18 protein-coding genes, 6 tRNA genes and 1 rRNA gene are annotated in these 22,981 nt (G+C 35.3%); 23 read left to right on the forward strand and 2 right to left on the reverse strand.

Annotation, left to right across the window (positions count from 1 at the left end; genetic code table 11):
• Positions 1–169: 169 nt before the first annotated feature.
• Positions 170–285: ribosomal RNA gene (rrf, locus tag AC1RFD_RS18180) — 5S ribosomal RNA — on the forward strand.
• Positions 286–401: 116 nt separating this feature from the next.
• On the opposite strand, the gene mbcS is transcribed toward rrf, so the two are convergent.
• A complete protein-coding gene (mbcS, locus tag AC1RFD_RS18185) occupies positions 402–1,988 on the reverse strand; it encodes an acyl-CoA synthetase MbcS (RefSeq protein ID WP_054549734.1) in 1,587 nt (528 codons plus the stop codon).
• 269 nt (positions 1,989–2,257) lie between these two features.
• On the opposite strand from mbcS, the gene AC1RFD_RS18190 reads away from it, so the two are divergent.
• From AC1RFD_RS18190 to AC1RFD_RS18280, 19 genes are all read left to right on the forward strand, one after another.
• Positions 2,258–2,334, forward strand: a tRNA-Asn gene (locus AC1RFD_RS18190).
• Between the two features lie 113 nt (positions 2,335–2,447).
• Positions 2,448–2,522, forward strand: a tRNA-Glu gene (locus AC1RFD_RS18195).
• A 55-nt stretch (positions 2,523–2,577) separates the two neighbouring features.
• Positions 2,578–2,653 (forward strand) — tRNA-Val (locus tag AC1RFD_RS18200).
• 18 nt (positions 2,654–2,671) lie between these two features.
• Positions 2,672–2,755: transfer RNA gene (locus AC1RFD_RS18205), tRNA-Tyr, on the forward strand.
• A gap of 14 nt (positions 2,756–2,769) precedes the next feature.
• Positions 2,770–2,844, forward strand: a tRNA-Gln gene (locus AC1RFD_RS18210).
• Positions 2,845–2,857: 13 nt separating this feature from the next.
• Positions 2,858–2,930: transfer RNA gene (locus tag AC1RFD_RS18215), tRNA-Lys, on the forward strand.
• Between the two features lie 185 nt (positions 2,931–3,115).
• Positions 3,116–4,021, forward strand: coding sequence for an arginase (gene rocF / locus AC1RFD_RS18220; RefSeq protein ID WP_004225412.1), 906 nt, complete (start codon positions 3,116–3,118; stop codon positions 4,019–4,021).
• Between the two features lie 133 nt (positions 4,022–4,154).
• A complete protein-coding gene (sigW, locus tag AC1RFD_RS18225) occupies positions 4,155–4,718 on the forward strand; it encodes an RNA polymerase sigma factor SigW (protein ID WP_004225410.1) in 564 nt (187 codons plus the stop codon).
• A 13-nt stretch (positions 4,719–4,731) separates the two neighbouring features.
• Complete coding sequence (locus tag AC1RFD_RS18230; protein WP_009370547.1) at positions 4,732–5,358, forward strand: anti-sigma factor family protein; 627 nt, start codon at positions 4,732–4,734, stop codon at positions 5,356–5,358.
• Positions 5,359–5,507: 149 nt separating this feature from the next.
• On the forward strand, positions 5,508–6,344 hold the full coding sequence (gene cdaA / locus AC1RFD_RS18235) for a diadenylate cyclase CdaA (RefSeq protein ID WP_009370548.1): 837 nt from the start codon (positions 5,508–5,510) through the stop codon (positions 6,342–6,344).
• Positions 6,337–7,413, forward strand: a complete 1,077-nt coding sequence (locus AC1RFD_RS18240; protein WP_048393928.1) for a CdaR family protein — start codon at positions 6,337–6,339, stop codon at positions 7,411–7,413. Before cdaA ends, AC1RFD_RS18240 begins: the two co-directional genes overlap by 8 nt.
• Before the next feature lie 213 nt (positions 7,414–7,626).
• Complete coding sequence (glmM, locus tag AC1RFD_RS18245) at positions 7,627–8,979, forward strand: phosphoglucosamine mutase (RefSeq protein ID WP_054549733.1); 1,353 nt, start codon at positions 7,627–7,629, stop codon at positions 8,977–8,979.
• Between the two features lie 127 nt (positions 8,980–9,106).
• Positions 9,107–9,622 (forward strand): type 1 glutamine amidotransferase domain-containing protein, encoded by a 516-nt coding sequence (locus AC1RFD_RS18250; protein ID WP_054549732.1) that lies wholly within the window; start codon positions 9,107–9,109, stop codon positions 9,620–9,622.
• 595 nt (positions 9,623–10,217) lie between these two features.
• Positions 10,218–12,020: a glutamine--fructose-6-phosphate transaminase (isomerizing) gene (gene glmS / locus AC1RFD_RS18255; protein ID WP_054549731.1), complete on the forward strand. Its 1,803-nt coding sequence runs from the start codon at positions 10,218–10,220 to the stop codon at positions 12,018–12,020.
• Positions 12,021–12,362: 342 nt separating this feature from the next.
• A complete protein-coding gene (locus AC1RFD_RS18260) occupies positions 12,363–12,572 on the forward strand; it encodes a hypothetical protein (RefSeq protein ID WP_492475159.1) in 210 nt (69 codons plus the stop codon).
• Between the two features lie 271 nt (positions 12,573–12,843).
• Positions 12,844–14,076, forward strand: coding sequence for a DNA cytosine methyltransferase (locus AC1RFD_RS18265; RefSeq protein ID WP_492475160.1), 1,233 nt, complete (start codon positions 12,844–12,846; stop codon positions 14,074–14,076).
• Positions 14,077–14,092: 16 nt separating this feature from the next.
• Positions 14,093–16,222 carry an ATP-binding protein gene (locus tag AC1RFD_RS18270; RefSeq protein WP_492475161.1) on the forward strand — a complete coding sequence of 710 codons (2,130 nt, stop codon included), beginning with the start codon at positions 14,093–14,095 and terminating at the stop codon, positions 16,220–16,222.
• A gap of 5 nt (positions 16,223–16,227) precedes the next feature.
• Complete coding sequence (locus AC1RFD_RS18275) at positions 16,228–16,866, forward strand: response regulator (RefSeq protein ID WP_492475162.1); 639 nt, start codon at positions 16,228–16,230, stop codon at positions 16,864–16,866.
• 11 nt (positions 16,867–16,877) lie between these two features.
• Complete coding sequence (locus AC1RFD_RS18280) at positions 16,878–17,558, forward strand: hypothetical protein (protein WP_492475163.1); 681 nt, start codon at positions 16,878–16,880, stop codon at positions 17,556–17,558.
• Here AC1RFD_RS18280 and AC1RFD_RS18285 read toward each other — a convergent pair whose 3' ends face one another.
• Positions 17,559–18,185, reverse strand: coding sequence for a Sir2 family NAD-dependent protein deacetylase (locus tag AC1RFD_RS18285; RefSeq protein ID WP_492475164.1), 627 nt, complete (start codon positions 18,183–18,185; stop codon positions 17,559–17,561).
• A gap of 118 nt (positions 18,186–18,303) precedes the next feature.
• Between AC1RFD_RS18285 and AC1RFD_RS18290 the strand changes: the two genes are divergently transcribed.
• The 3 genes from AC1RFD_RS18290 to AC1RFD_RS18300 are packed head-to-tail and all read left to right on the forward strand — an operon-like array spanning position 18,304 to position 22,959.
• Positions 18,304–19,143, forward strand: coding sequence for a TnsA endonuclease N-terminal domain-containing protein (locus AC1RFD_RS18290; RefSeq protein WP_492475165.1), 840 nt, complete (start codon positions 18,304–18,306; stop codon positions 19,141–19,143).
• Complete coding sequence (locus AC1RFD_RS18295; protein ID WP_492475166.1) at positions 19,140–21,296, forward strand: Mu transposase C-terminal domain-containing protein; 2,157 nt, start codon at positions 19,140–19,142, stop codon at positions 21,294–21,296. Before AC1RFD_RS18290 ends, AC1RFD_RS18295 begins: the two co-directional genes overlap by 4 nt.
• On the forward strand, positions 21,271–22,959 hold the full coding sequence (locus AC1RFD_RS18300; RefSeq protein WP_492475167.1) for an ATP-binding protein: 1,689 nt from the start codon (positions 21,271–21,273) through the stop codon (positions 22,957–22,959). The genes AC1RFD_RS18295 and AC1RFD_RS18300 overlap by 26 nt, the downstream gene beginning before the upstream one ends.
• The last annotated feature ends 22 nt before the right edge of the window (positions 22,960–22,981 follow it).

Raw genomic sequence — 22,981 nt, forward strand, 5'->3', positions numbered from 1 at the left:
CCGTTTATCCAGTTTTGAAAGAATAAATCTTTCAACAAAAAAAGAGAGCTTCAAGACACAAGTAGTACAAGGAAGCAAACGAGTGATTGAAGGAGCGTACTTCTGTACGTGACTGATTGAACGAGAGCAGCTGACGCAGTAATACGCCGTGTATTGGAGGTCGCATAAGTCTAGTGATGATGGCAAAGAGGTCACACCCGTTCCCATACCGAACACGGAAGTTAAGCTCTTTAGCGCCGATGGTAGTTGGGGGCTTCCCCCTGTGAGAGTAGGACGTCGCTAGGCGCAAAAAGTCGCTACTGATACACTCAGTAGTGGCTTTTTTTTTTGAGCTGATTATTATTTATAAATACATAAAAGAAGGCATCCTCAATGGATGCCTTCTTGTTTTGATACTTAACTTAATGCGTATGAACCGTAGTAGCTCGTAGTTCGATACGGCGAATTTTTCCTGATGTCGTTTTTGGTAACTCATCAATAAAGACGATACTACGAGGGTATTTATAAGGGGCTGTTAACGCTTTAACATGCTCCTGTAGCTCCTTTGTTAACTCCTCTTCATTACATTCTTTGAAGCCTTCTCGTAAGATAACAAATGCCTTTACAATATGCCCCCTAATTTCATCTGGCGCAGCTACAACTGCACATTCTTGTACAGCTTCATGTTTGTTTAATGCATCTTCAACTTCAAATGGTCCGATCGTATAACCAGATGAAATAATAATGTCATCTCCACGACCTTCAAACCAGAAGTAACCGTCTTCATCACATTTTGCTTGATCACCTGTAATATACCAATCCCCACGAAATGCAGCTTGTGTGCGCTCTGGTTCTTTATAATATTCTTTAAATAAAGCTGGTGAAGATTTGTGAACAGCAATATCACCAACTTCGCCAACTGGCGCTTCATTCCCTTCATTGTCGATAATACGTACAATATTACCTGGAGTTGGAACACCCATAGATCCAGGACGTAATTCTGTGTTTTCGAGTGTACCAATTAATAATGTGTTTTCTGTTTGTCCATAGCCGTCACGTACTTTTAGTCCAAAATGATTCATAAATGTTTCGATAACTGGACGATTTAAAGGTTCACCAGCAGAAACGGCACTACGTAGAGATGATAGATTGTAGTCTTGTAAATTATCGATTTTCGCCATAATCCGGTATTCAGTCGGTGTACAACATAGAACATTAACTTTTTCATCCTGCATTAATTGAAGATAGGTTTTTGCATCGAATCCACCATGATAGACAAATGCAGTAGCACCGAGCATAATTGTGGATAAAAAAGGACTCCATATCCACTTTTGCCAACCAGGAGCAGCTGTTGCCCACACGAGGTCTCCTTCACGTACACAAAGCCATTTTGAAGCTGCAGTTCTAATATGTGCATATCCCCAGCCATGTGAATGAACAACGCCTTTAGGTTTACCAGTTGTACCAGATGTATAAGAAAGGAATGCCATGTCATCACGTGTAGTAGCTACGGCTGTAAATGTAGCTGGCTGCTTGCTTGCTAATTCATCTAAAGAAGTCCAATCTCCTTTCGCAGCACCGATCACTAGTTTATTTTTCAATGCGTCTACAGAAGAAGCAATTTGATCAACTTCACTAGTAAAAGCCTCATAAGCAATAACTGCACTAGCAGAAGAATGTTCCATCCGATATTCTAAATCGCTTGCACGTAGCATCTCTGAACATGAAATGGGTACGATACCAGCCTTTAAGCAGCCTAGAAAAACGAAATAGGCTTCTGGAAGTCGAGGAATAATAACTAATACACGATCACCTTTTTGAAGCCCCTTCTCCGTAAAAGCGTTTGCGTATTGATTCATTTTTTGGTTAAGCTCCACATAAGAAACTGTACGTCTCTCTTGTTGTGTATTTAACCAACGTATTGCTTGGCGATCACTATCTTGCGAAAATTTTTCTAATTCCTCTGTGATGTTATAAAATTCAGGTGCAATTAAATCATTTGATACCATCTTGAACATCCTCCCCCAGAAAATTTGATAGAAAATTCATAAAACTATTTTTATTTTAACAATTACAATAATATACAGCAAGAATATTTAGTACGTTAAATAGAAATATTAGAATTAATAGAGAACTATTATGCTTTCAGACGAATATAGGAGGATACTTCGACAAAAAATATAAAAATTTTCACAAAATGTGTTGCATTATTTATAATGCTTGCTATAATAATAAATGTACTTAAGAGGTTGTCTAAAACCAAAGTGAATAGCATTGTTCCGAAGTAGCTCAGTTGGTAGTAGCACCTGACTGTTAATCAGGTTGTCGCAGGTTCGAGTCCTGCCTTCGGAGCCATTTTTTTGTCCTTTTTTCAAATGCTATAATACATAAAAAAAATTGTGGAAAAGCATTGCAATTATTAATGAAAAATGTTATTATAATTCTTGTCTTGTTTGAGACATAATATTGGCCCCTTGGTCAAGTGGTTAAGACACCGCCCTTTCACGGCGGTAACACGGGTTCGAATCCCGTAGGGGTCACCATTTAAAACATAGGCTTTATAAAGAATATAAACTGTGATATAACACCTGTTTCTATGGAGGATTAGCTCAGCTGGGAGAGCATCTGCCTTACAAGCAGAGGGTCGGCGGTTCGAGCCCGTCATCCTCCACCATTCTTATTGTGTTATTTCGGAGGGGTAGCGAAGTGGCTAAACGCGGCGGACTGTAAATCCGCTCCTTAGGGTTCGGCGGTTCGAATCCGTCCCCCTCCACCAGTTTTATAAATGATTGGGGTATAGCCAAGCGGTAAGGCAACGGATTTTGATTCCGTCATGCCTAGGTTCGAATCCTAGTACCCCAGCCATTTTTTCTTTTATGAGCCATTAGCTCAGTTGGTAGAGCATCTGACTTTTAATCAGAGGGTCGAAGGTTCGAGTCCTTCATGGCTCACTTTTTTAGAATGAAAATTATTCAAAAGTGTTATATTAACTACAGATAACTAATCTCTTGCTGAAAACAGTAGGAGATTTTTTTATGTTATTTATAAATGAATAAATATACAACTTTTTGTCGAGTTGAGCCAAGTGGTATGTAGGCTTTACAATAATCTTATAACTTTTAGGGGGTATAAAAACATGAATAAACTTAATATTTCTATTATTGGAGTACCAACAGATTACGGACAAACACGCCGTGGGGTAGATATGGGACCAAGTGCTATTCGATATGCAGGTATTGTTGAACGTTTAGAGGCTATCGGACACGATGTACAGGATCAAGGGGATATTCGTGTTAGTCAAAAGCTTGCTGACGGAGCTGTGGATGAAAAATTACTAAATTTAGAGGAAGTTGTAGATGTTAGTACTGCATTAGCAAATAGTGTGCATGAAGTAGTGGAACAAAAGAAATTCCCACTCGTATTTGGTGGAGACCATAGCATTGCTATTGGAACATTAGCTGGATTAGGTGAGCATTACAAAAATCTCGGTGTTATCTGGTATGACGCTCATGCAGATTTAAATACACCTGAAACAACACCTTCAGGCAATATACATGGGATGCCGTTAGCTGTTAGTATTGGGCTAGGACATGAACGTTTAGTGCAAATTCGCAACTATGCTCCAAAAATTAAGCCAGAAAACGTGATTATTATTGGAGCTCGTTCAGTAGACCCAGGAGAACGTGAATTGATACGTCAACAAGGAATTAAAGTATATACAATGCATGAAATCGACCGACTTGGCATGACACGTGTGATGGAAGATGCACTTGCTTATTTAAAGGAACGAAATGTTGATGGCTTACATTTATCACTTGATTTAGACGGATTAGATCCACTTTATACGCCAGGTGTGGGTACACCAGTTCCAGGCGGAATTACGTACCGAGAAAGCCATTTAGCAATGGAAATGTTACAAGAATCAGGCATGGTAACTTCAGCAGAGTTTGTAGAGGTAAATCCTATACTAGATGAAAAGAATACAACAGCAAATGTGGCTGTTGCATTAATGGGATCTTTATTTGGTGAAACACTAGTTTAAAGAAAATTTGACAAAAAATTGCCTGTTGCCACATTGCATAAAAATCTTTTGCTATAATTGAATTAAAACGAAACTTTTCTTATCGGTACTTCGTATAGTATAAGACAGTTGTAAAGGTGGAGAAGTCAACACAATGGATGCGTTAGTAAATAAGAGAATAAAACAAGTGCTTAAAGGCGATCAAAACGCATTTGCCGATATTGTGAGTCTCTATCAGCACAAACTGTACCAAGTATGCTATCGAATGTTAGGCAACAAACAAGAGTCTGAAGACATTGCTCAAGAGGCTTTTGTGCGAGCTTATATGAACTTGCATACATTTGATCAGAAAAGAAAGTTTTCAACGTGGCTTTATCGCATAGCGACAAACCTCTGCATTGACCGTATTCGAAAAAAGAAACCGGATTATTATTTAGATGCAGAAGTAGCTGGTACAGAAGGGCTTGATATGTATTCGCAAATCGCAGCAGATGACCAGCTACCAGAGGAGCAGTTAGAACAAATGGAGCTGCAAGATCGCATTCAATATGAAATTGGACGATTGCCGGATAAATACCGTTCGGTTATAGTATTGAAATATATAGAAGAGTTATCGTTACAAGAGATTAGCGAGATTTTAGATATGCCGCTTGGAACGGTGAAAACGAGGATTCACCGCGGACGTGAGGCATTACGTAAGCAATTAAACAATCTGTAGGAGGGGGAGCGTCATGAATACTTGTCCAGAGCATATTATAGACTATATGCATGATTATTTAGACGGTGACATTAGTCGTGAGCATGAGCAAGAGTTGAAACAACACTTGCATACATGTAATGATTGTAAACAGTTGATGCAAGAATTGAGTGAAACAATCGCCTTTGTGAAGAGTGCTTCCCATATTACAGCGCCTCCGAGTTTTGAAGCAGCAGTTATGGCTCGTTTACCAAAACCAAAAAGTCGAGTAGGTATACAAAAATGGATTCGCCGGCATCCGTTCTTTGTGGCAGCAGCAGTATTTTGCTTATTCATGAGTGCTACATTATTGGGTAGCTTCATGGATGACCAGCATTTCTCGGTGACCAAGCAACCTAATTTAGTTGTGGATGGTCAAACAGTGATTGTCCCTGAAGGAGAAGTGGTAAAAGGCGATATTGTTGTGAAAAATGGCGATTTGATTGTTGAAGGTGAAGTTGATGGCAACGTCACAGTAATCAACGGGCAATATATGGCATCTTCAGCGGTAGTTTCAGGGAGAATCGAAGAAATTGACGAAGTATTTGAATGGTTATGGTATACAATTAAAAATTCTGTTAAGACAGCCATGACATTTGAGGAAAAAGAAGAAACTAAATAACACTCTATACGTCCTAAAAAATAGTGCACGTGAGAGGCTGAAAGGTCTACTCTTCTGAGTAGACTTTTTATTTGAAAAAAGTTACATTTGATAAGAATGTGATATACTTGAATGTGTATGGATTCGTAATGAAAAGTGGGGGATGCCACGTGCAAATTATCGAACATTTCACGGATTTAACACCTGTGAATATTGTTATTAACTTCATTGATGTACTGCTCGTTTGGTACGTTGTTTATAAAGTCTTAACCCTCATTAAAGGTACGAAGGCTGTCCAATTACTTAAGGGAATATTCGTCATTATTATTGCACGAATTGCAACAGACCTTTTAGGGTTACAAACACTTGGCTGGATGCTACAACAAGTTATTGAGTTTGGTTTCCTAGCGATTATTATTATATTCCAACCTGAAATCAGACGTGGTTTAGAACAAATTGGACGAGGAAAGCTATTCCAACGTTCATCAAGTCAAGAGGAAGAAGAACAAACAAGACTTATTGAGGCTATGAAGAAGTCTGTAAGTTATATGGCTAAACGTCGAATAGGTGCGTTAATTTCTATTGAAAAAGAAACAGGTCTTAATGAATATATTGAAACAGGTATAGGGCTAAATGCTGAAATTTCATCAGAATTACTGATTAATATCTTTATACCAAATACCCCGCTACATGATGGGGCTGTTATTATGCAAAAAGATAAAGTTACAGCAGCGGCTTGTTATTTACCTTTATCTGAAAGCCCATTTATTTCAAAAGAGTTAGGGACACGCCACCGTGCTGCTCTTGGCTTAAGTGAAGTTACAGATGCTATTACAATTGTTGTGTCAGAAGAAACAGGCGCAATTAGTATAACATTAAATGGTAATCTCCATCGAAATCTATCTCTAGAGGAGTTTGAAACATTATTAAGAAAAATGTGGTTCGGATCAGTACAAGAATCAAATGCGTCCTCTAAGTTGACTTGGAGGGGGAAAAAGAATGGATAAAATGATGGATAGCCCTTGGGTACTTAGAATCATCGCGCTATTTTTAGCGTTTTTGCTTTTTTTCTCAGTGCGTACTGAGTTGTCACCTTTAAATAAAGCAACCTCAAATGAACAAACGGATGTTATTCGTGATGTTCCAGTGGATGTTTATTACGATAATGAGAATCTTATTGTGACAGGTTTACCTGAAACTGTGGATGTAACGATAGAAGGTCCGATGGCATTGGTTTTAAAAGCAAAGGGAGCTAAGGATTTTTCTATATTTGCGGATTTGAGCAATTTATTGCTGGGAGAGCATGATGTAAAACTGCAATACGAAAATATTTCAGAAAAGTTAAAGGTGACATTAGACCCTGCAACTGTTCATGTGAATATTGAGGAAAAGGTCACGCAGGAGTTCCGAGTGGACCCTGAAATGAACAAACGTTTAATCGAAGAAGGTTTTATCTTAAAAGAAATGACGGCCAACCCGCCAACTGTTTATGTAACAGGTGCAAAAAGTGCTATTGAAAGCATTAGTTATGTAAAAGCAACTGTTACAGGAGAGCAGGGCTTGAAGCAATCATTCACACAGGAAGCAGCTGTAAAAGTATTAGATAGAGATTTAAATAAGTTAGACGTGACTATTGAACCTGAAATTGTGAAAGTTCAAGTAGATATAGCGGAGTATAGTCGAGAGATCCCAGTTGTCCTTAAGGAAACAGGGCAAGCTGCCGAAGACATTACCATTAACTCATTAACATTTACACCGAAAATGATCAAAGTGTATGGTAGAAAATCAATTATTGACAGTTTAACATCTATTCCAATAACAGTTGACCTGTCAAAAATTACTGAGTCCAAAACTTATGAATTTGATGTAAAATTACCAGATGGTGTGACAAAAATATCTGACAAGAAAATAAAAGTGAAGGCAGATATTACAAAGGTTGAACAAGAAGAACAGCAGAAAACACCAGCTTCTACAGAGGAAACGCCACCTCCAACTGAAGAACCTGATGTGACAGATGAGAGTACTACAACTGATAAAAATACGTCAACTGAGGAATCGGAAGATATTGATTCTTAAACAATATGTGACTATAATTTTATTTTGATTCTAAATCAAAAATCCAATCAGGTTTGTAATTCAGGTTTCATCAAACAAACTGGCAGAGTGGAATATTAATAATTACCAATGAATAAACAAAAGCAGACTTTTCCAAAAGTAAGCGGACAAGTGTCTAATGCTTGATAGAAACTCACTAGGCACTGTCTTGCATTGAAGGAGAGAATAAGTAGAATGGGTAAATATTTTGGAACAGATGGCGTCCGTGGCGTCGCGAATAGTGAATTAACACCAGAATTTGCATTTAAACTTGGTCGTATAGGCGGCTATGTTTTAACAAAAGATGCAACTGACCGTCCAAAGGTTTTAATTGGTCGTGACACACGTATTTCAGGCGAGATGCTTGAAGGTGCACTTGTGGCTGGTCTTTTATCAATTGGGGTAGAGGTAATGCGTCTGGGTATTATTTCAACACCAGGTGTGGCATACCTTACTCGAATTATGAGCGCAGATGCAGGCGTCATGATTTCAGCTTCACATAACCCAGTTGCAGATAACGGTATTAAATTTTTCGGTCCTGATGGCTTTAAGCTAACAGATGCACAGGAAGCGGAAATTGAAGCGTTAATTGATGCGCAAGAGGATACATTACCACGTCCTATAGGAGCAGATTTAGGATCTGTAAGTGACTATTTCGAAGGTGGTCAAAAATATATTCAATACTTAAAGCAAACAGTGGATGAAGAATTTGATGGTATCCATGTAGCGCTTGATTGTGCACATGGTGCAACTTCATCTTTAGCTACACATTTATTTGCTGATTTAGAAGCCGACATTTCTACAATGGGTGCTTCTCCAACTGGCTTAAATATTAATGATGGTGTAGGCTCAACACATCCAGAAGGACTAGCTAAATTTGTTACTGAAAAAGGTGCAGATGTTGGTTTAGCCTTTGATGGCGATGGAGACCGTTTAATTGCTGTAGATGAAAACGGAAAAATTGTTGACGGTGACCAAATTATGTTTATCATTGGTAAGCATTTAAATGCGGTAGGGCGTTTAAAGAAGCAAACAATTGTTTCAACAGTAATGAGCAATATGGGCTTCTATAAAGCTGTGGCTGACAATGGTATGCAAAGTGTACAAACAGCTGTAGGTGATCGTTATGTTGTGGAAGAAATGCGTGCGAATGAATACAATTTAGGTGGCGAGCAATCAGGGCATATCGTCTTTCTAGATTTTAATACAACAGGTGATGGCTTACTGACAGGAATTCAGCTTGTCAACATTATGAAAGCGACGGGTAAAAAGCTTTCAGAACTTGCAGCTGAAATGAAAATCTACCCTCAGCGTCTTGTCAATGTACGTGTAACAGATAAGCATGCTGTGACTGATAATGCGAAAGTAGCTGCAGTAATTGCAGAGGTAGAAGCTGAAATGGCTGGAAATGGTCGTGTTTTAGTACGTCCTTCAGGTACAGAGCCATTAGTACGTGTCATGGTGGAAGCAGCAACAGAAACGGATTGCGAGCGTTTTGTCGAGCGTATTGCAGATGTTGTACGTGTAGAAATGGGCCTAACAGAATAAGAAATAGAGTGTAAACCCGATTTCCGTAAACAGGAAATCGGGTTTACTTATTTGAAAGGAATGTTTTAAATAAGCGAGATGGGGAACAGTAATTAGGAGTCACAATAACAAGGAGTGTTTAATTGATATGGCTAAAATTGCTACAGTTATAACAGATATGTTTGAGGACATTGAGTTTACAAGCCCTAAAGAAGCTTTGGAAGCAGCTGGGCATCAGCTAGTAACAATTGATATCGAAGCAGGCAAGGAAGTTAAGGGTAAGCATGGAGAGTCCGTGAAAATTGATAAAGGCATTGATGAAGTAAAAGCTACAGATTACGATGCATTATTTATTCCTGGGGGTTTTTCTCCCGATATATTACGTGCGGATGATCGTATAGTAGCATTTGCAAAGTCCTTTATGGATGAAATGAAGCCTACCTTCGCCATTTGTCATGGACCACAACTTCTTATTACTGCAAAGACATTAAATGGGCGTGACGCCACAGGTTATAAATCCATCCAAGTGGATTTAGAAAATGCAGGGGCAATCTTCCATGATGAAGAAGTATTTGTCTGTCAAAAACAGCTTGTAACAAGTAGAACGCCAGATGATCTTCCTGCATTTAATAGAGAAATTGTTAAATTATTAGACAGTAAATAAAGGATAGGCACAAGCATTTTAAATGCTTGTGCCTAATTTCTATTACAATGCTTATCAAAGGTGCTTATGTATCGCTTTGTCTACATATTTGTCACGAAAAAGCTTTAGGACTAGGTGTTTTTTATAACGAAAATTTGACGGATAGCATATGATTGAGTATGATGGAGAAGTTGAAGATGAGGTCCGACCTTATCCTTTAACGAACGCCTAAGGAGGGAAGAAAGCGTAAAATCGGAAAACAATTATAGCGCCTGAGCTGAAGAAATCGGACGAAAAGATCTTCAGCAGACGAGGTGGAGGTTTATCGAAAATTCGGCGGATGCCTCCCAATCGACATACCCGATTGTCATTCTCCATTTTGAAAGCATTTGAGTGATTGAATGTACAGAAAGTGGAGAAGGTATTGTAAAAGCAATAGATAAATAGATGAAGCTTCACATATCGAAGATCTCTATTCAGTTGGCTGAGTAGCTTGTGTGTATTGGAGTGCTTTATTTTTATAAAAATAAAGCTTCGCTTATACATTCAAAAAAATCGATAGGATGAGGCCTAGTTTGTCATTGCATTAAATTGACATTATCGGAGGACGAGAATTATGTGTGGAATTGTAGGATATATTGGTGAATCAGATGCAAAGGAAATTCTATTAAAAGGCTTAGAAAAGCTAGAGTACCGTGGTTATGATTCAGCGGGTATTGCAGTACGTAACGAGGAAGGCGTAACGGTTTTCAAAGAAAAAGGGCGTATTGCAGATTTACGAGAAGCGGTAGATGAAGATGTTGCTGCGAAAATTGGAATTGGTCATACACGTTGGGCAACACATGGTGTGCCAAATCGTTTAAATGCTCACCCACATCAAAGTGCATCAGGACGCTTTACACTTGTGCATAATGGGGTTATTGAAAACTATCACTTATTGCAAAAAACATATTTAAAAGGCATTCCAATGAAATCTGATACAGATACAGAGGTTATTGTGCAATTAGTAGAGTTATTTGTGAAAGATGGTCTAAGCACTGCAGACGCCTTCCGTAAAACATTGTCTCTATTACATGGCTCCTATGCACTGGCATTATTAGATGCAGAGGCAGCAGATACAATCTTTGTAGCAAAAAATAAATCACCACTTCTAGTTGGAATTGGTGAAGGTTTCAATGTTGTTGCGTCAGATGCAATGGCGATGCTACAGGTAACAGATCAATACGTAGAGCTTCACGATAAAGAGGTAGTTATCGTACACAAAGCAAGTGTGGAAATTACAAAATTAGATGGTACTGTAGTAGAGCGTGCACCATATACTGCTGAGCTTGATATGAGTGATATTGAAAAAGGCACATATCCACACTATATGTTAAAAGAAATGGATGAGCAGCCTACAGTTATTCGTAAAATCATTCAGGCATATGAAGGTGACAATGGCGATTTAACGATTGATGCGGAGATTTTAGAAGCTTTACGAGCAGCAGATCGTTTATATATTATTGCAGCGGGCACTAGCTACCATGCTGGTCTTATTGGTAAACAATATTTCGAAAAAATGGCTGGTATCCCTGTAGAAGTGCATATTTCTAGTGAATTTGGCTATAACATGCCATTACTTTCAGAAAGACCATTATTTATCTTCATTACACAATCAGGAGAAACAGCAGATAGTCGTCAAGTACTTGTAAAAATTAAAGAGTTGGGCTATCCAACATTAACGATCACAAATGTACCAGGCTCTACGTTATCACGTGAAGCTGACCATACATTGTTATTACACGCAGGTCCAGAAATTGCTGTAGCTTCTACAAAAGCTTATGTGGCACAAGTAGCAGTACTTGCATTAGCAGCCTATGTGACAGCAAAGGCAAATGGCAAAGGCTTAGAATTTGATTTAAAACAAGAGCTTGCGATTGCCGCTAATGGCATCCAAACAATTATTGATTCAAAAGATGTGTTAGAAGACATTGCAGAAGATTACTTAAAAATCGCACGCAACGCATTCTTCATTGGCCGTAATATGGACTTCTATGTCAGCCTTGAAGGTGCCTTAAAACTAAAAGAAATTTCGTACATCCAAGCAGAAGGCTTTGCTGGTGGAGAACTGAAGCACGGAACAATTGCCTTAATCGAAGAAGGTACACCTGTGTTTGCGCTTGTCACACAAGCATCAGTAGGATTAAACATCCGTGGTAATGTTAAAGAAGTAGCGGCTCGTGGTGCATATCCATGTATTATCGCGATGGCAGGCATTGATGAAGATGGCGACCGTTTAGTCATTCCGCATGTTCATGAATTACTAACACCGCTTGTATCAGTAGTACCTTTACAATTAATTAGCTACTATGCTGCACTTCACCGCCGCTGTGATGTAGATAAACCACGTAACCTAGCTAAATCGGTAACTGTTGAGTAGGAACAAAAATTAGATTTAATGTGTTGTTGATTTGAAATAAAGTTGCGATGTTTATAAAAAAGATGCGACGTTTAAAATAAAGTCGCGACGATTGTAAAAAAGTTGCGATGAAATACCCCTTTAGATTGTTAATTACAAATAAAATTGTTTAATTACAAATAAAGTTTTGTTTTATTTACAATAAAGATGTTAAAAATAAAACACGTCCAATTACAATATATGTAATTGGACGTGTTTTTTGTATTCGAAGGAATATAAAAGTTAGACTTTAATATGAATGGTTCTTCAAAAGACTTCAATCTTATTATTCATTTGCTTTTAGAGAACGTTGGAGCTTTTTTTATGGAAATTGTTAGTAACCTTGATTATAAAGAAATATATGCAGATGTATTTCCATTGCATTTACAAAGCGACAAAGAATATGGAATGGCTTTATTGAAAAAACTTCAGGGAGACATAAGAGATAACTTTGTTCATAGCCCACCAAAATACATACTTGAAGTGTCGATTATTGATAACCATTCTATTTCTACTCCAATAGTAGCAGTGTAGGATCGTTAAATAAAGATGAAAAAATGATTATGGAATTACTGAATAGCCTCATTTATACAGGTGGTAGTTGGAGTAATAAGTTTCTTTACAAGTATTGTCAAAAGTCGGTTAAAACACCTTAAAGAATCGTGTAAGGAAGGGAAAAAATGCTGGAAAAAATACTGTAAATATAATATAAAGATTTAAAATATTGTATAATGGAAAATGGTGGTTACAAGTATCATCTATTATGATATCCTGGAACCAGGAAGTCAGAAAACAGGTGATAAATATGGATAAAAAATATAAAGTTTTAGATTTATTTTCTGGAGCAGGTGGAATGTCGGAGGGTTTTTTGCAGGCAGGTTTTCAAATTGTTTCTGCTACAGATTATAGTAAAGAAGCAACAGAAACTTACATAAATAGACATATACAGCTAGGTCATAATGTAAATTTTTATTCTGGTGATATTAGGGAGTTAACACGGAATAAGGAGAAATTAAAGGAATTTGTTGGGGACGATTCAATAGATGTTATAGTAGGTGGTCCACCGTGTCAGGGATTTAGCCTGTCGGGTAAACGATTAGCAGATGATATTAGAAATACATTATTCCTTGAATATCTTAAGATAGTTAATTTTGTTAAACCTGATTATTTTGTTATTGAGAATGTAGCAGGTCTTTTGTCGTATAAATTTGAGAGAATTATAGGGATAGATGGAGAGGTACATGAAGATATTTGTCCACAAGAAGTAATAAAACTAGAAGCTTTCAAATTGGGTTATTTCGTTAAGTGGGATATTCTAAATGCTAAAAATTTTGGTATTCCACAGAATAGACCTCGGGTAATTTTTTTTGGTCATAAAATAAGAATAGACCGTGATGGAAGCTATAAAGATTTAGTTATTCCTCCGAACTTTCCAACTGGTGAAAATAAAATTGTTACAGTTCAAGATGCTATTTCTGATTTAAACTTTATTGGAAATGGTGAAGTGAAAATGAAATATAATAATAATTATGGAAATAAATCAGCATATCAGAAAATGTTGAGAGAAGGATTGACACCAGGGATTGATGGCAGACCAATTAAAGAAAATAAACTATTTAATCATCAAACCTCAAAACATAATATTAAAACAATGGAAAGATTTAAACTTCTTAAACCAGGAGAAAGTATTGGTGATTTATTGCCTAGGTTATCCAATGAGTTACGAGAAGAGTATTTTACGAAGAAACTTAGATGTACTAAACTTAATAAAAATGATATTTCGCCTACAGTGCTTACGTTACCTGATGATATAGTGCATTATGATAATAAAAACCCGAGAATCTTAACAGTTAGAGAATTAGCAAGACTACAGTCTTTTGACGATAGTTTTGAATTTAAAGGTAAAAGGACTACCGGTGGTGACAGAAGGAAATATGAAACTCCTCAATATACACAAGTTGGGAACGCCGTCCCACCTTTATTCGCGAGAGCAATTGCTGAAGAAATAATAAGAGCTTTGGATAGTAAACAGTTTTGAAAGGAGTGAAAAGTTTATGAAAGAGCTTTTTTTTAGGACGAATTCTAAGGTGGAAAACTTAATCGGTAGGGAACTTATAACAAATAATACGATTGCTATATTTGAACTTGTAAAAAATTCATATGATGCAGGTTCTTCAAAAGTTGAAATAAAATTTGTAGATTTCCTAAAATCGAATAATAATTCAGTTATATCAACAGAAGATTCCTATATTGAAATAAGAGATAACGGGTGTGGTATGACTTTTCAAGAAATAAAAGATTATTGGATGGAATTGGGGACCCCACATAAAGAAGAAAAAAAAGAGGTACGGATTAGAGATAATCAAATTAAAACAGTAGTAAATCGAATAGTTAATGGCGAAAAAGGAATTGGAAGATTCGGTGTAGATAAAATAGGATCAAAGTTACTATTGGAGTCTACATCTTTAGCTGAGGAAAAAAAGACAGTAGTATATTTTGATTGGAATAGATTTAACGATAGAAGTAAGTTGCTTGAACAAATACCTTGTGAGTATGATTTAGTTGATAAAGATCCTAAAGATGTTACAGGATTAAATTTAAAAATAAGTAATCTAAGGGATGAGTGGGTTACTAAAGATATTGATGATTTAAAAAGGGATTTAAAAAAATTTTTATCTCCAATCGAAGAAGAGAACAATGACTTTAAAATATTTTTTGAATATATTTATACTGAAAATGGTGAAGTAATAAATGAAAAAGAGAGAATAGTTAACGATTCTTATGAATATCTTAAAACCAATATATTTGCCGAAATAGATACAAATGGACTAGTCAATTTTGAAATTGTTGATAATGGTATAGTTACTGAACGTCATGAATATCTACATAGTGATGGAGCTAAGTTTGGTGCTGCCAAGATACAAATTTATTATGTGGATACAGTAGACAAAAGTATATTTACTAAAAAAATGGGTCTTAGAACTAGCGATTATGGAAATGTAAAAATTTTTAAAGACAATTTTAGAATTATGCCTTACGGAGAACCCCATAATGATTGGTTAGAAATAGATAAGAGGCATGCACAAGGTTTGTTTAGGACTTTCGGAACCAGAGATCTAATTGGTCATATTTTACTGTCTAATGACCCTGGAAATGGGAACAACATCCTGAAAGAAGCGACTGATAGAGTAGGATTTATAGAAGATGTTCCAGAGTTCAGTAATTTGAAGTCTTTCGTATGGGAGATAATTAAACATTTAGAGAGTTACATTTTTAACCGAATTAAAGAACAGACAAAAGAGACAACTAAAATTTTACAAGAAGAATCAATTAGTATAAAAAATGAAGCCCACGACTTATTAACGACTTTTAACAATATTATAAGTTCAACGGATTTACCGAAAGACCAAAAGGATGTAATCTTTAAAGAAATTCAAAGTAAGAGTAAAGAATTTAATAAGAAAATTAAAAATATAGAAAATGCATCTAAGCAAATAGAAAGTCAAATAAAAATTTTTTCTCAGATTACCAGTAAAGAGGGTATTTTATTTGATATGTTGCACGCTATTAAAAATAAATTATCAGTTATAGATGCTCAAATCATGGGTTTTGAACTTGATATTAATGATGCGGGTTTAGACATTAAAACGGATACATTAAGAATTGCTTTTAGTGATATTTATAAATTTGTCGATGAATCTTTAAATAAGGTGAAATCTTCTAAGCTGATTAAAGAAAAGAATAACATTCAGGATGTTATTGATGAAGCAATTGATTTCCATAATATTAAATTGAAAAAAGAAAATATTACACTGATTACAAAACCTTTGAACGAAACTACATTTGTTAAGTGTAGCAAAGAGGCAATAAAGAATGTTTTCGATAATTTGTTTAGTAATTCGATAAAAGCTTTATCAAAAATTACAAACAAAACAATAACTATAGAGTCAATACTCCGTGATAATAATATTGAAATATACTTTTCTGACAATGGTTCAGGTATTCCAGAAGATAAAATTCCGTTCATTTTTTCTCTGTGGAGCTCTAATACAGGAGGTTCTGGAATAGGATTGGCTTCAGCAAGGGATATTATTGAGGATCATGGAGGTAAAATACTGGTAGCTGATTTGAAGAAAGAGAATATATCTACTACCTTTTTAATTAAAATTCCTATTGTGGGGTGAATAGATTGTATATTTACAATATATTAGTAATAGATGATGAAAAACAAATTAAGGATACTTGTGCCATATATAAGAAGTATCTAAAATCTAAATTTGATTTAGAAGTTAAATTTGACGTTATTAATAGTGAGGCTGAGTATAATGAGAGTGTACCATATGATGTACTCCTAGTTGATTATGATTTAAAAAAGGGGTTTTCATTAAATGATAAATTAATGGGCGATGAATTTATAAAGAAATTTAGAGAAAATAATAAAATTAGTAAAGTAATATTTTATTCAAGTGCGTTTAAATATAGACCAAATGAACCTAATTATGATTTTCCCTTCGAAAAAAGGGAGGCTTTTGATTTGATAAATAATTTACAGATAGATAGGATAGCTGACAAAAATAATTTTGAAATGATGTTAGAGGTAATAAAAAGTTGTTGTGAAAGAGTAGATGTCTTACCAATCCTTTTATCCAAAATAGTTGAAGAATATGAAAAAGAAGAAATTAAAGTTTCATACACTAATATTCAAGGGCAGGAAGTATTATTATCAGAATTACTTATAGATATAATTAATGATAATGAACAAGGAAAAGCCTTTAGGAAAAATATTATTGATACTGTATTAAGTGTAATTCTTAATTTTAAATACTAGCGGGTGACATAATGACAGTGGGGATATATAGAAATAGGTTAAATCAAGAAATGAAGAGGTTTGGTAAGTTTGGGAAAAAGATTGTAGAGAACTTAAATAATAAGGGTATAACAACAGAGCTTATTTTTAATCCACGGATTACTAAGTGTCTACTTGAATTAAAGAAGCACGATACAATTGTGATAATTTCACATGGGAGTGCCGATAGTATCTATCATAAATTTGACAGAAATAAAATGAATCATCAAGTGCTAATTAGTGAAAGCAATTTAAATTTACTAAATGAAAAAAAAGTAATTGCAATATCATGTGGAACTGCGAGAGAACTAGGAGAACTCGCATGTACTAACGCAGGTTGTAAAACATATCTTGGTTTTTATAACAAAATCCATTTTAACAAAAAGAATGGAAACGAACCATCTCTAAAGTATCATATGTTTATTTCAGAATGTTATAAGGATTCATTCAAAGAAGTTCTTGAAATGGCAATTGAAAATAACTGGACTTTTAACAAATTGAAATTAGTAATGGAAAGAGAATTAAAGAAAACCGTCGTAGAAAGAGCTACTAATGTAAGGGAAAAATACCCAAGGTATTATTTTGCACATGAATTTGATCAGAGTATCATAGCTGTTTCAGATGTTGCAAATAATATTCATCTATTTGGGGATAAAAATGAAAAAGTAAGCTAATTATATTGATATATTCAGAACTTTGCATTTATTTTCAAGAGCTTTATTAATCAACCTATTGACTGGGTAATAAAAAGGCGTATTACCTATTATTATAAAAGCATCAGAGTAATGTAAAGCATTAACCGCCATATTAAAGTTTTTCAAGGATTGTCCATGTAAAATAATAGAAGGTTGCAGCATATTATTGCATTTAGGACATAAATAATTCTTGTCGAAATACTGATTTGAGTTTAAAAATTCAGAAGTAGCTATTTCGAAGTTGCAAAAGTTACATAATATTTTATTTAGATTACCATAAAGCTCTATTACAGATTTATTACCTGCTTTCACATGAAGTGAGTCAAAGCATTCAGTAATAACTCTAGATTGTGTTTCACCTAATATCTGATGAATATAATTGGGTTCTAGTTCTACCCAGGAATATATTTTTTCTAAATAATCAAAAAAGTTTTCTGGGTTTTGTTTGAAGAACTTAGAATCTAAAATATGATCAATATAGTACCCATTTATTATGTTTTTAAAATCAGGTACACCAGAAATATATGAAGTGCTGTAGCTGGTAAAAAATAATGGAGAATTGTATTGATTGATACATTCGTGTATTTTATTAGAAATAAATTCCATCGAAATCAACCTCCTTAATAACATTGTAGTATTTATTCATTAAATTATTCATTGATGTTTAAAATAAAATTGCTACGAAACTCCCCTTTAGATTATATTGGTCTAAAGGGGTGTTTTTATGTCTAAAAGAGCAAGGACATCGCAAACTGAGAAATGGATTAAAGAAGGTCGAGGCACCGGTATTGGCTCGGAGTATAAACCTTGGCTAAAAATCCAAGATGTTTCATCGTTAGGTAGGTCCACACGTCTAAAAGGTATTAAAACGAATAGGCAGCATGAATTTCTATCAGATTTGGAACGAAACTACTTTTATTTAACTGAATATTCGGATTTTGTTGTCGATATTCGAGAGCAACTCCCTTTATTCCCTTTAGAGGAAACAATTGTAATTTCTGATGAATTAGGTCTTAAACATCCTACAGACCCTAAAACGAATGAGCCAGTTGTAATGACAACGGATTTTTTATTAACAGTAGATAAAGGAAACGGGTTAGTAGAGCTTGCTAGAACAATAAAAATGAAAGACGAGCTACTAAAACAACGAGTTATTGAAAAGTTTGAGATTGAACGAGTTTATTGGGAGCGAAGACAAATAGATTGGGGCATTGTAACGGAGCTAGAGATTCCTAAAGAAATGGCGCGGAATATTAGCTATATTCATGATTATTATGATATTCAACAATATGATGCATTTCAAAATATGAACCAACAGCATATTGAAGATTTGGCAATGGCACTGTTACAAAGTATATTAAGTGAAAGCAAAAGCATTAGAGAAGTTACAAATGTATTTGATAAAGAGACACATATGCCTTTAGGAAGTGGTATGACGCTATTCTATCATTTACTTGCGCAAAAAATTATTCAGGTAGATATGCTAGAGCCGTTAAACGTGGAACAAATAGTGGTTATTAAATCGATTGATGAAAGCAAGTTGAAGAAGGTGAAATACGGGTGATTTATATTAATCAAGTACTTCAATATACAGCAGATTCACAACGCATTCGTATTATTGAAATTGAAGAATCGTACGCCTATGTAGTTAATATCGACACAACGAGTGCAATGCCTAAAAGGGAGCTATATAGCCATTTAGAGATAGAGCTTGAGCAAGGTGAATTATTGAGAATAAGCGATCCTTTTGCAAAAGCAATTCCAGATGATGAATTAACATCTGTTCAAATTAGCAAACGAGATAAGGACTGGGCAACTGTAGAAAATTTTATCCTCCCTAATATGAAAGAGCTACTAAAGAAAAAGGGACGTGAAGTAAAAATAGTAGAGATTACCGCCGAGAGTGGACTAGGCAAAACAAAGGTGAAAAAACTGCTAAGTCGCTATTGGCAACGTGGCATGAACAAAAATGCTATGTTACCCGATTACGCAAACTCGGGTGGTCGAGGGAAGATTAAAAATCTTAGCAATAATAAGGTTGGTCGCCCACGTAGAGTAACTGTAAATGGTGAATATCGAAGTGGCATTAATATAACTGAGGAGATTAAGACGCAATTTGAACATGCCATTAATAAATACTACCGCAAAGCCAATAACTATTCGTTAAAAGATGTGTACCATTTTATTTTGCGTGATTTTTATGCAGACCGTTATAAAGAAGATGGAGAAATTCAATATCGTATTTGGGAAGCAAATCGTATTCCTTCATATCATCAATTTTACTACTGGTTTAAAAAGCTTGAAGACCCTAAAAAAGATATTGAATTTCGTAAAAGTGCTAAGGAATACGAGTTAAAACATCGTCCTATTTTAAGCAATTCTAAAATTGAAACAAACGGACCTGGCACACGCTTTCAAATCGATGCAACGATTGCGGATATTTATTTGGTCAGCTCTTTTGATATAAATCGAATTATAGGTAGGCCTGTTGTTTATGCAATTATTGACGTATATTCACGTATCGTTACAGGGATATATGTAGGATTGGAAGGCCCGTCTTGGCTAGGAGCAATGATGGCTTTAGATAATATGGTTGCTGATAAAGTTGAATTTTGTAAGCAATATGATATTGAGATTACTGATGAGCAATGGCCAACGTATCATTTACCCGAAATAATTATCGCTGACAGAGGCGAGTTTGAAGGCTATGCAGTAGCTGGACTTATTAATAATTTAAATATCAAGATCGAAAATACAACAGCGTATCGAGGGGATTTAAAAGGTATCGTTGAACGTAAATTCCGTACAATTAATGGCAAAGTAAAACAGAAAGCGCCTGGTGCTATTCAAAATGAATATCGAGAGCGTGGAGATAGAGATTATAGGCTCGATGCTACGCTGAATTTAAAGGAGTTTACGGCATTAATTATTACGATGATGCTTCAGCATAATCATAAAATCATTGATAAGTATCCGATGGAAAAAGCGATGATTACAGATGGCATTGTGCCAACTCCTATAAATTTATGGAACTGGGGTATCCAAAATCGGAAAGGTCGTCTTCGTACAGTAGATAGGGATATTTTACGTTTAAATGTGTTGCCACGTGGTAAAGCTACAATTTCACGAGCAGGTATCAAGTTCAAAAATTTATTATATGGATCAAAGCGAGCGATCGAAGAACAATGGTATGCAAAGCTGAAAAACAAAAGTATTGATATTGTGTATGATCCACGTCATTTAGACAAAATTTATATCCCGAATGATAACGGAATGGATTATGAAACGTGCATTTTATTAGAGCCTAGCCAGCAATATAAATTGGATTTTTTAGAAGAAGTTGTTTTCCAACAACAACTACGAAATGAATTAGAGGAAGAGGAACACTCTAAGCAAGTGCAACTGACAATTAATACAGATACGATGATGGATCAAATTATTAAGGCAGCAGAGCAAAAGAAAAAACAAGCACTACGTCAACCAACAAGTAAAAAAGAAAAACTAGCTGCGATTCGAGATAATAAAGCGAATGAAAAACAAGCTAATCGTGAGGAAGAAAAATTTGATTTGTCACCTACTGTAGCTGAACAACCAACAGAAATTATAGATTTTACATCAAGAATAAAGCTAGAAGAGCAACCGCAAAAGAAATCACCTTCACGTCTTATGGAAAAATTAAAGAGGAAGCGAGATGAGGGATTTGGAAAAGATGAATAATGTCGTCTTAAAAGGAGATATGGAAGAAGCAAGTTATAAGACTCAAATGCTTACTGAATATGCTCATAACCCTTTTATTGAAGCCTTACCGCCAATCTTTGATGAAGATGATGTGTTGGATCGTTTTATGGTGACGCCACGTATTAGTGAACAAGATAAGAAAAGTGCAGCGAATATTCGTTATCATGTTTTAAAACGTGTAAAAAACTTCATTCAGCCGTTGCCAATCCATTTTGAAGTAGAGCGTCGGTTATCGACTTTGATTCGTCGTGGTTATTTAGCCCGTAATCCGTTAGATAAATCATTCCTTGAACGGATTCGAATATTGCATCATCTACGTGAGGATGAAGAGCAGGCACATCAATATATTGATGAACGCTTAAACCATATTCGTTCAACAGCAGATAGTCTATCGATTATTGGCATCTCAGGTATCGGAAAAACAACCGCAATTGAACGCTTGTTGTTAATGTATCCGCAAGTCATTAAGCATGAATTGTATGAAGGACAGCCTTTTAATCGCACTCAAATCGTTTGGCTTAAAATAGATTGTCCTTATGACGGTAGTTTATCGACCTTATGTAAAAGTTTTTTCAAAGCAATTGATGATTTATTAGGTACACGTTATTTAGAGAAATTCGGTTATTTAAATCGTGTTACTTCAACAATGTTATTACACATGACATCACTAGCGAGTATGTACGGGATTGGCGTTCTTGTCATTGATGAAATTCAGCATTTACTTCATTCAAAAAATGATCAGGAAGAAATGCTAAATTTCTTTGTGACTTTATCAAACACAGTAGGCATACCAACAGTATTAATCGGTACCTCGAAAGCACAACAACTTTTTAAAGGGAACTTCCGACAAGCTCGTCGTGCAGCAAGTGATGGTTCAATTATATGGGATCGTATGGTAGAAGATAGTGAGGAGTGGGAATTCTTCTTAGAAACTCTATGGGCATTTCAATGTTTAAAGATTCATTCGGAACTAACAGAAGAGTTGAAAAAAACATTTTATGAGGAATGCCAAGGAATTACTTCGGTAGCAGTTAACTTGTTCATTTTAGCTCAAGAAAGAGCTTTATTTGATGAAGAAAATGGAGAAGAAAGAATTACACCTAAAGTAATAAAGAAAACAGCAAGAGAAGATCTGAAAATTATCCAACCAATGATGAATGCATTACGTAAAAATGACTTGAAGGCAATGTATAAGTATGAGGATATTATGATTAATCTAGATGATCTTATGATTAATCATAAGAAGAATACTGAATATGAGGGTAAAGTCAAGGAAGCTATGGCAGAGCGTCAAAATACTCTTCAGTACAGACGACTAGAGATAACTGAAAATCTTAGTTATGAGATTGCTTCATTAGGAATTTTCGATACCTTAAATCCTAACGATATAAGAAAGTTAGTTTCTAAAGTTGTAGATAACCAGCCAATTGAAAGTGAATATAACAATTTAAAGTTAGAAGCTATACAGAATGCAATGACTTTAAATCAAAAGAAAAAAGAACAGAAATTAAATCCTAATAAAGATGAATTGTTACCGTTAGTAAGGTTAAGAGTAAAAGCGTTAGAAAGAAAAAAGCATCCGTATGAATTATTAAAATTAAATGGATATATAAAACAGTTTTTTGAGGAATTTATTAATTGATTAATGATACTTTTCATAACTA

This window comes from Lysinibacillus sp. GW823-FHT02G10, assembly GCF_058797135.1.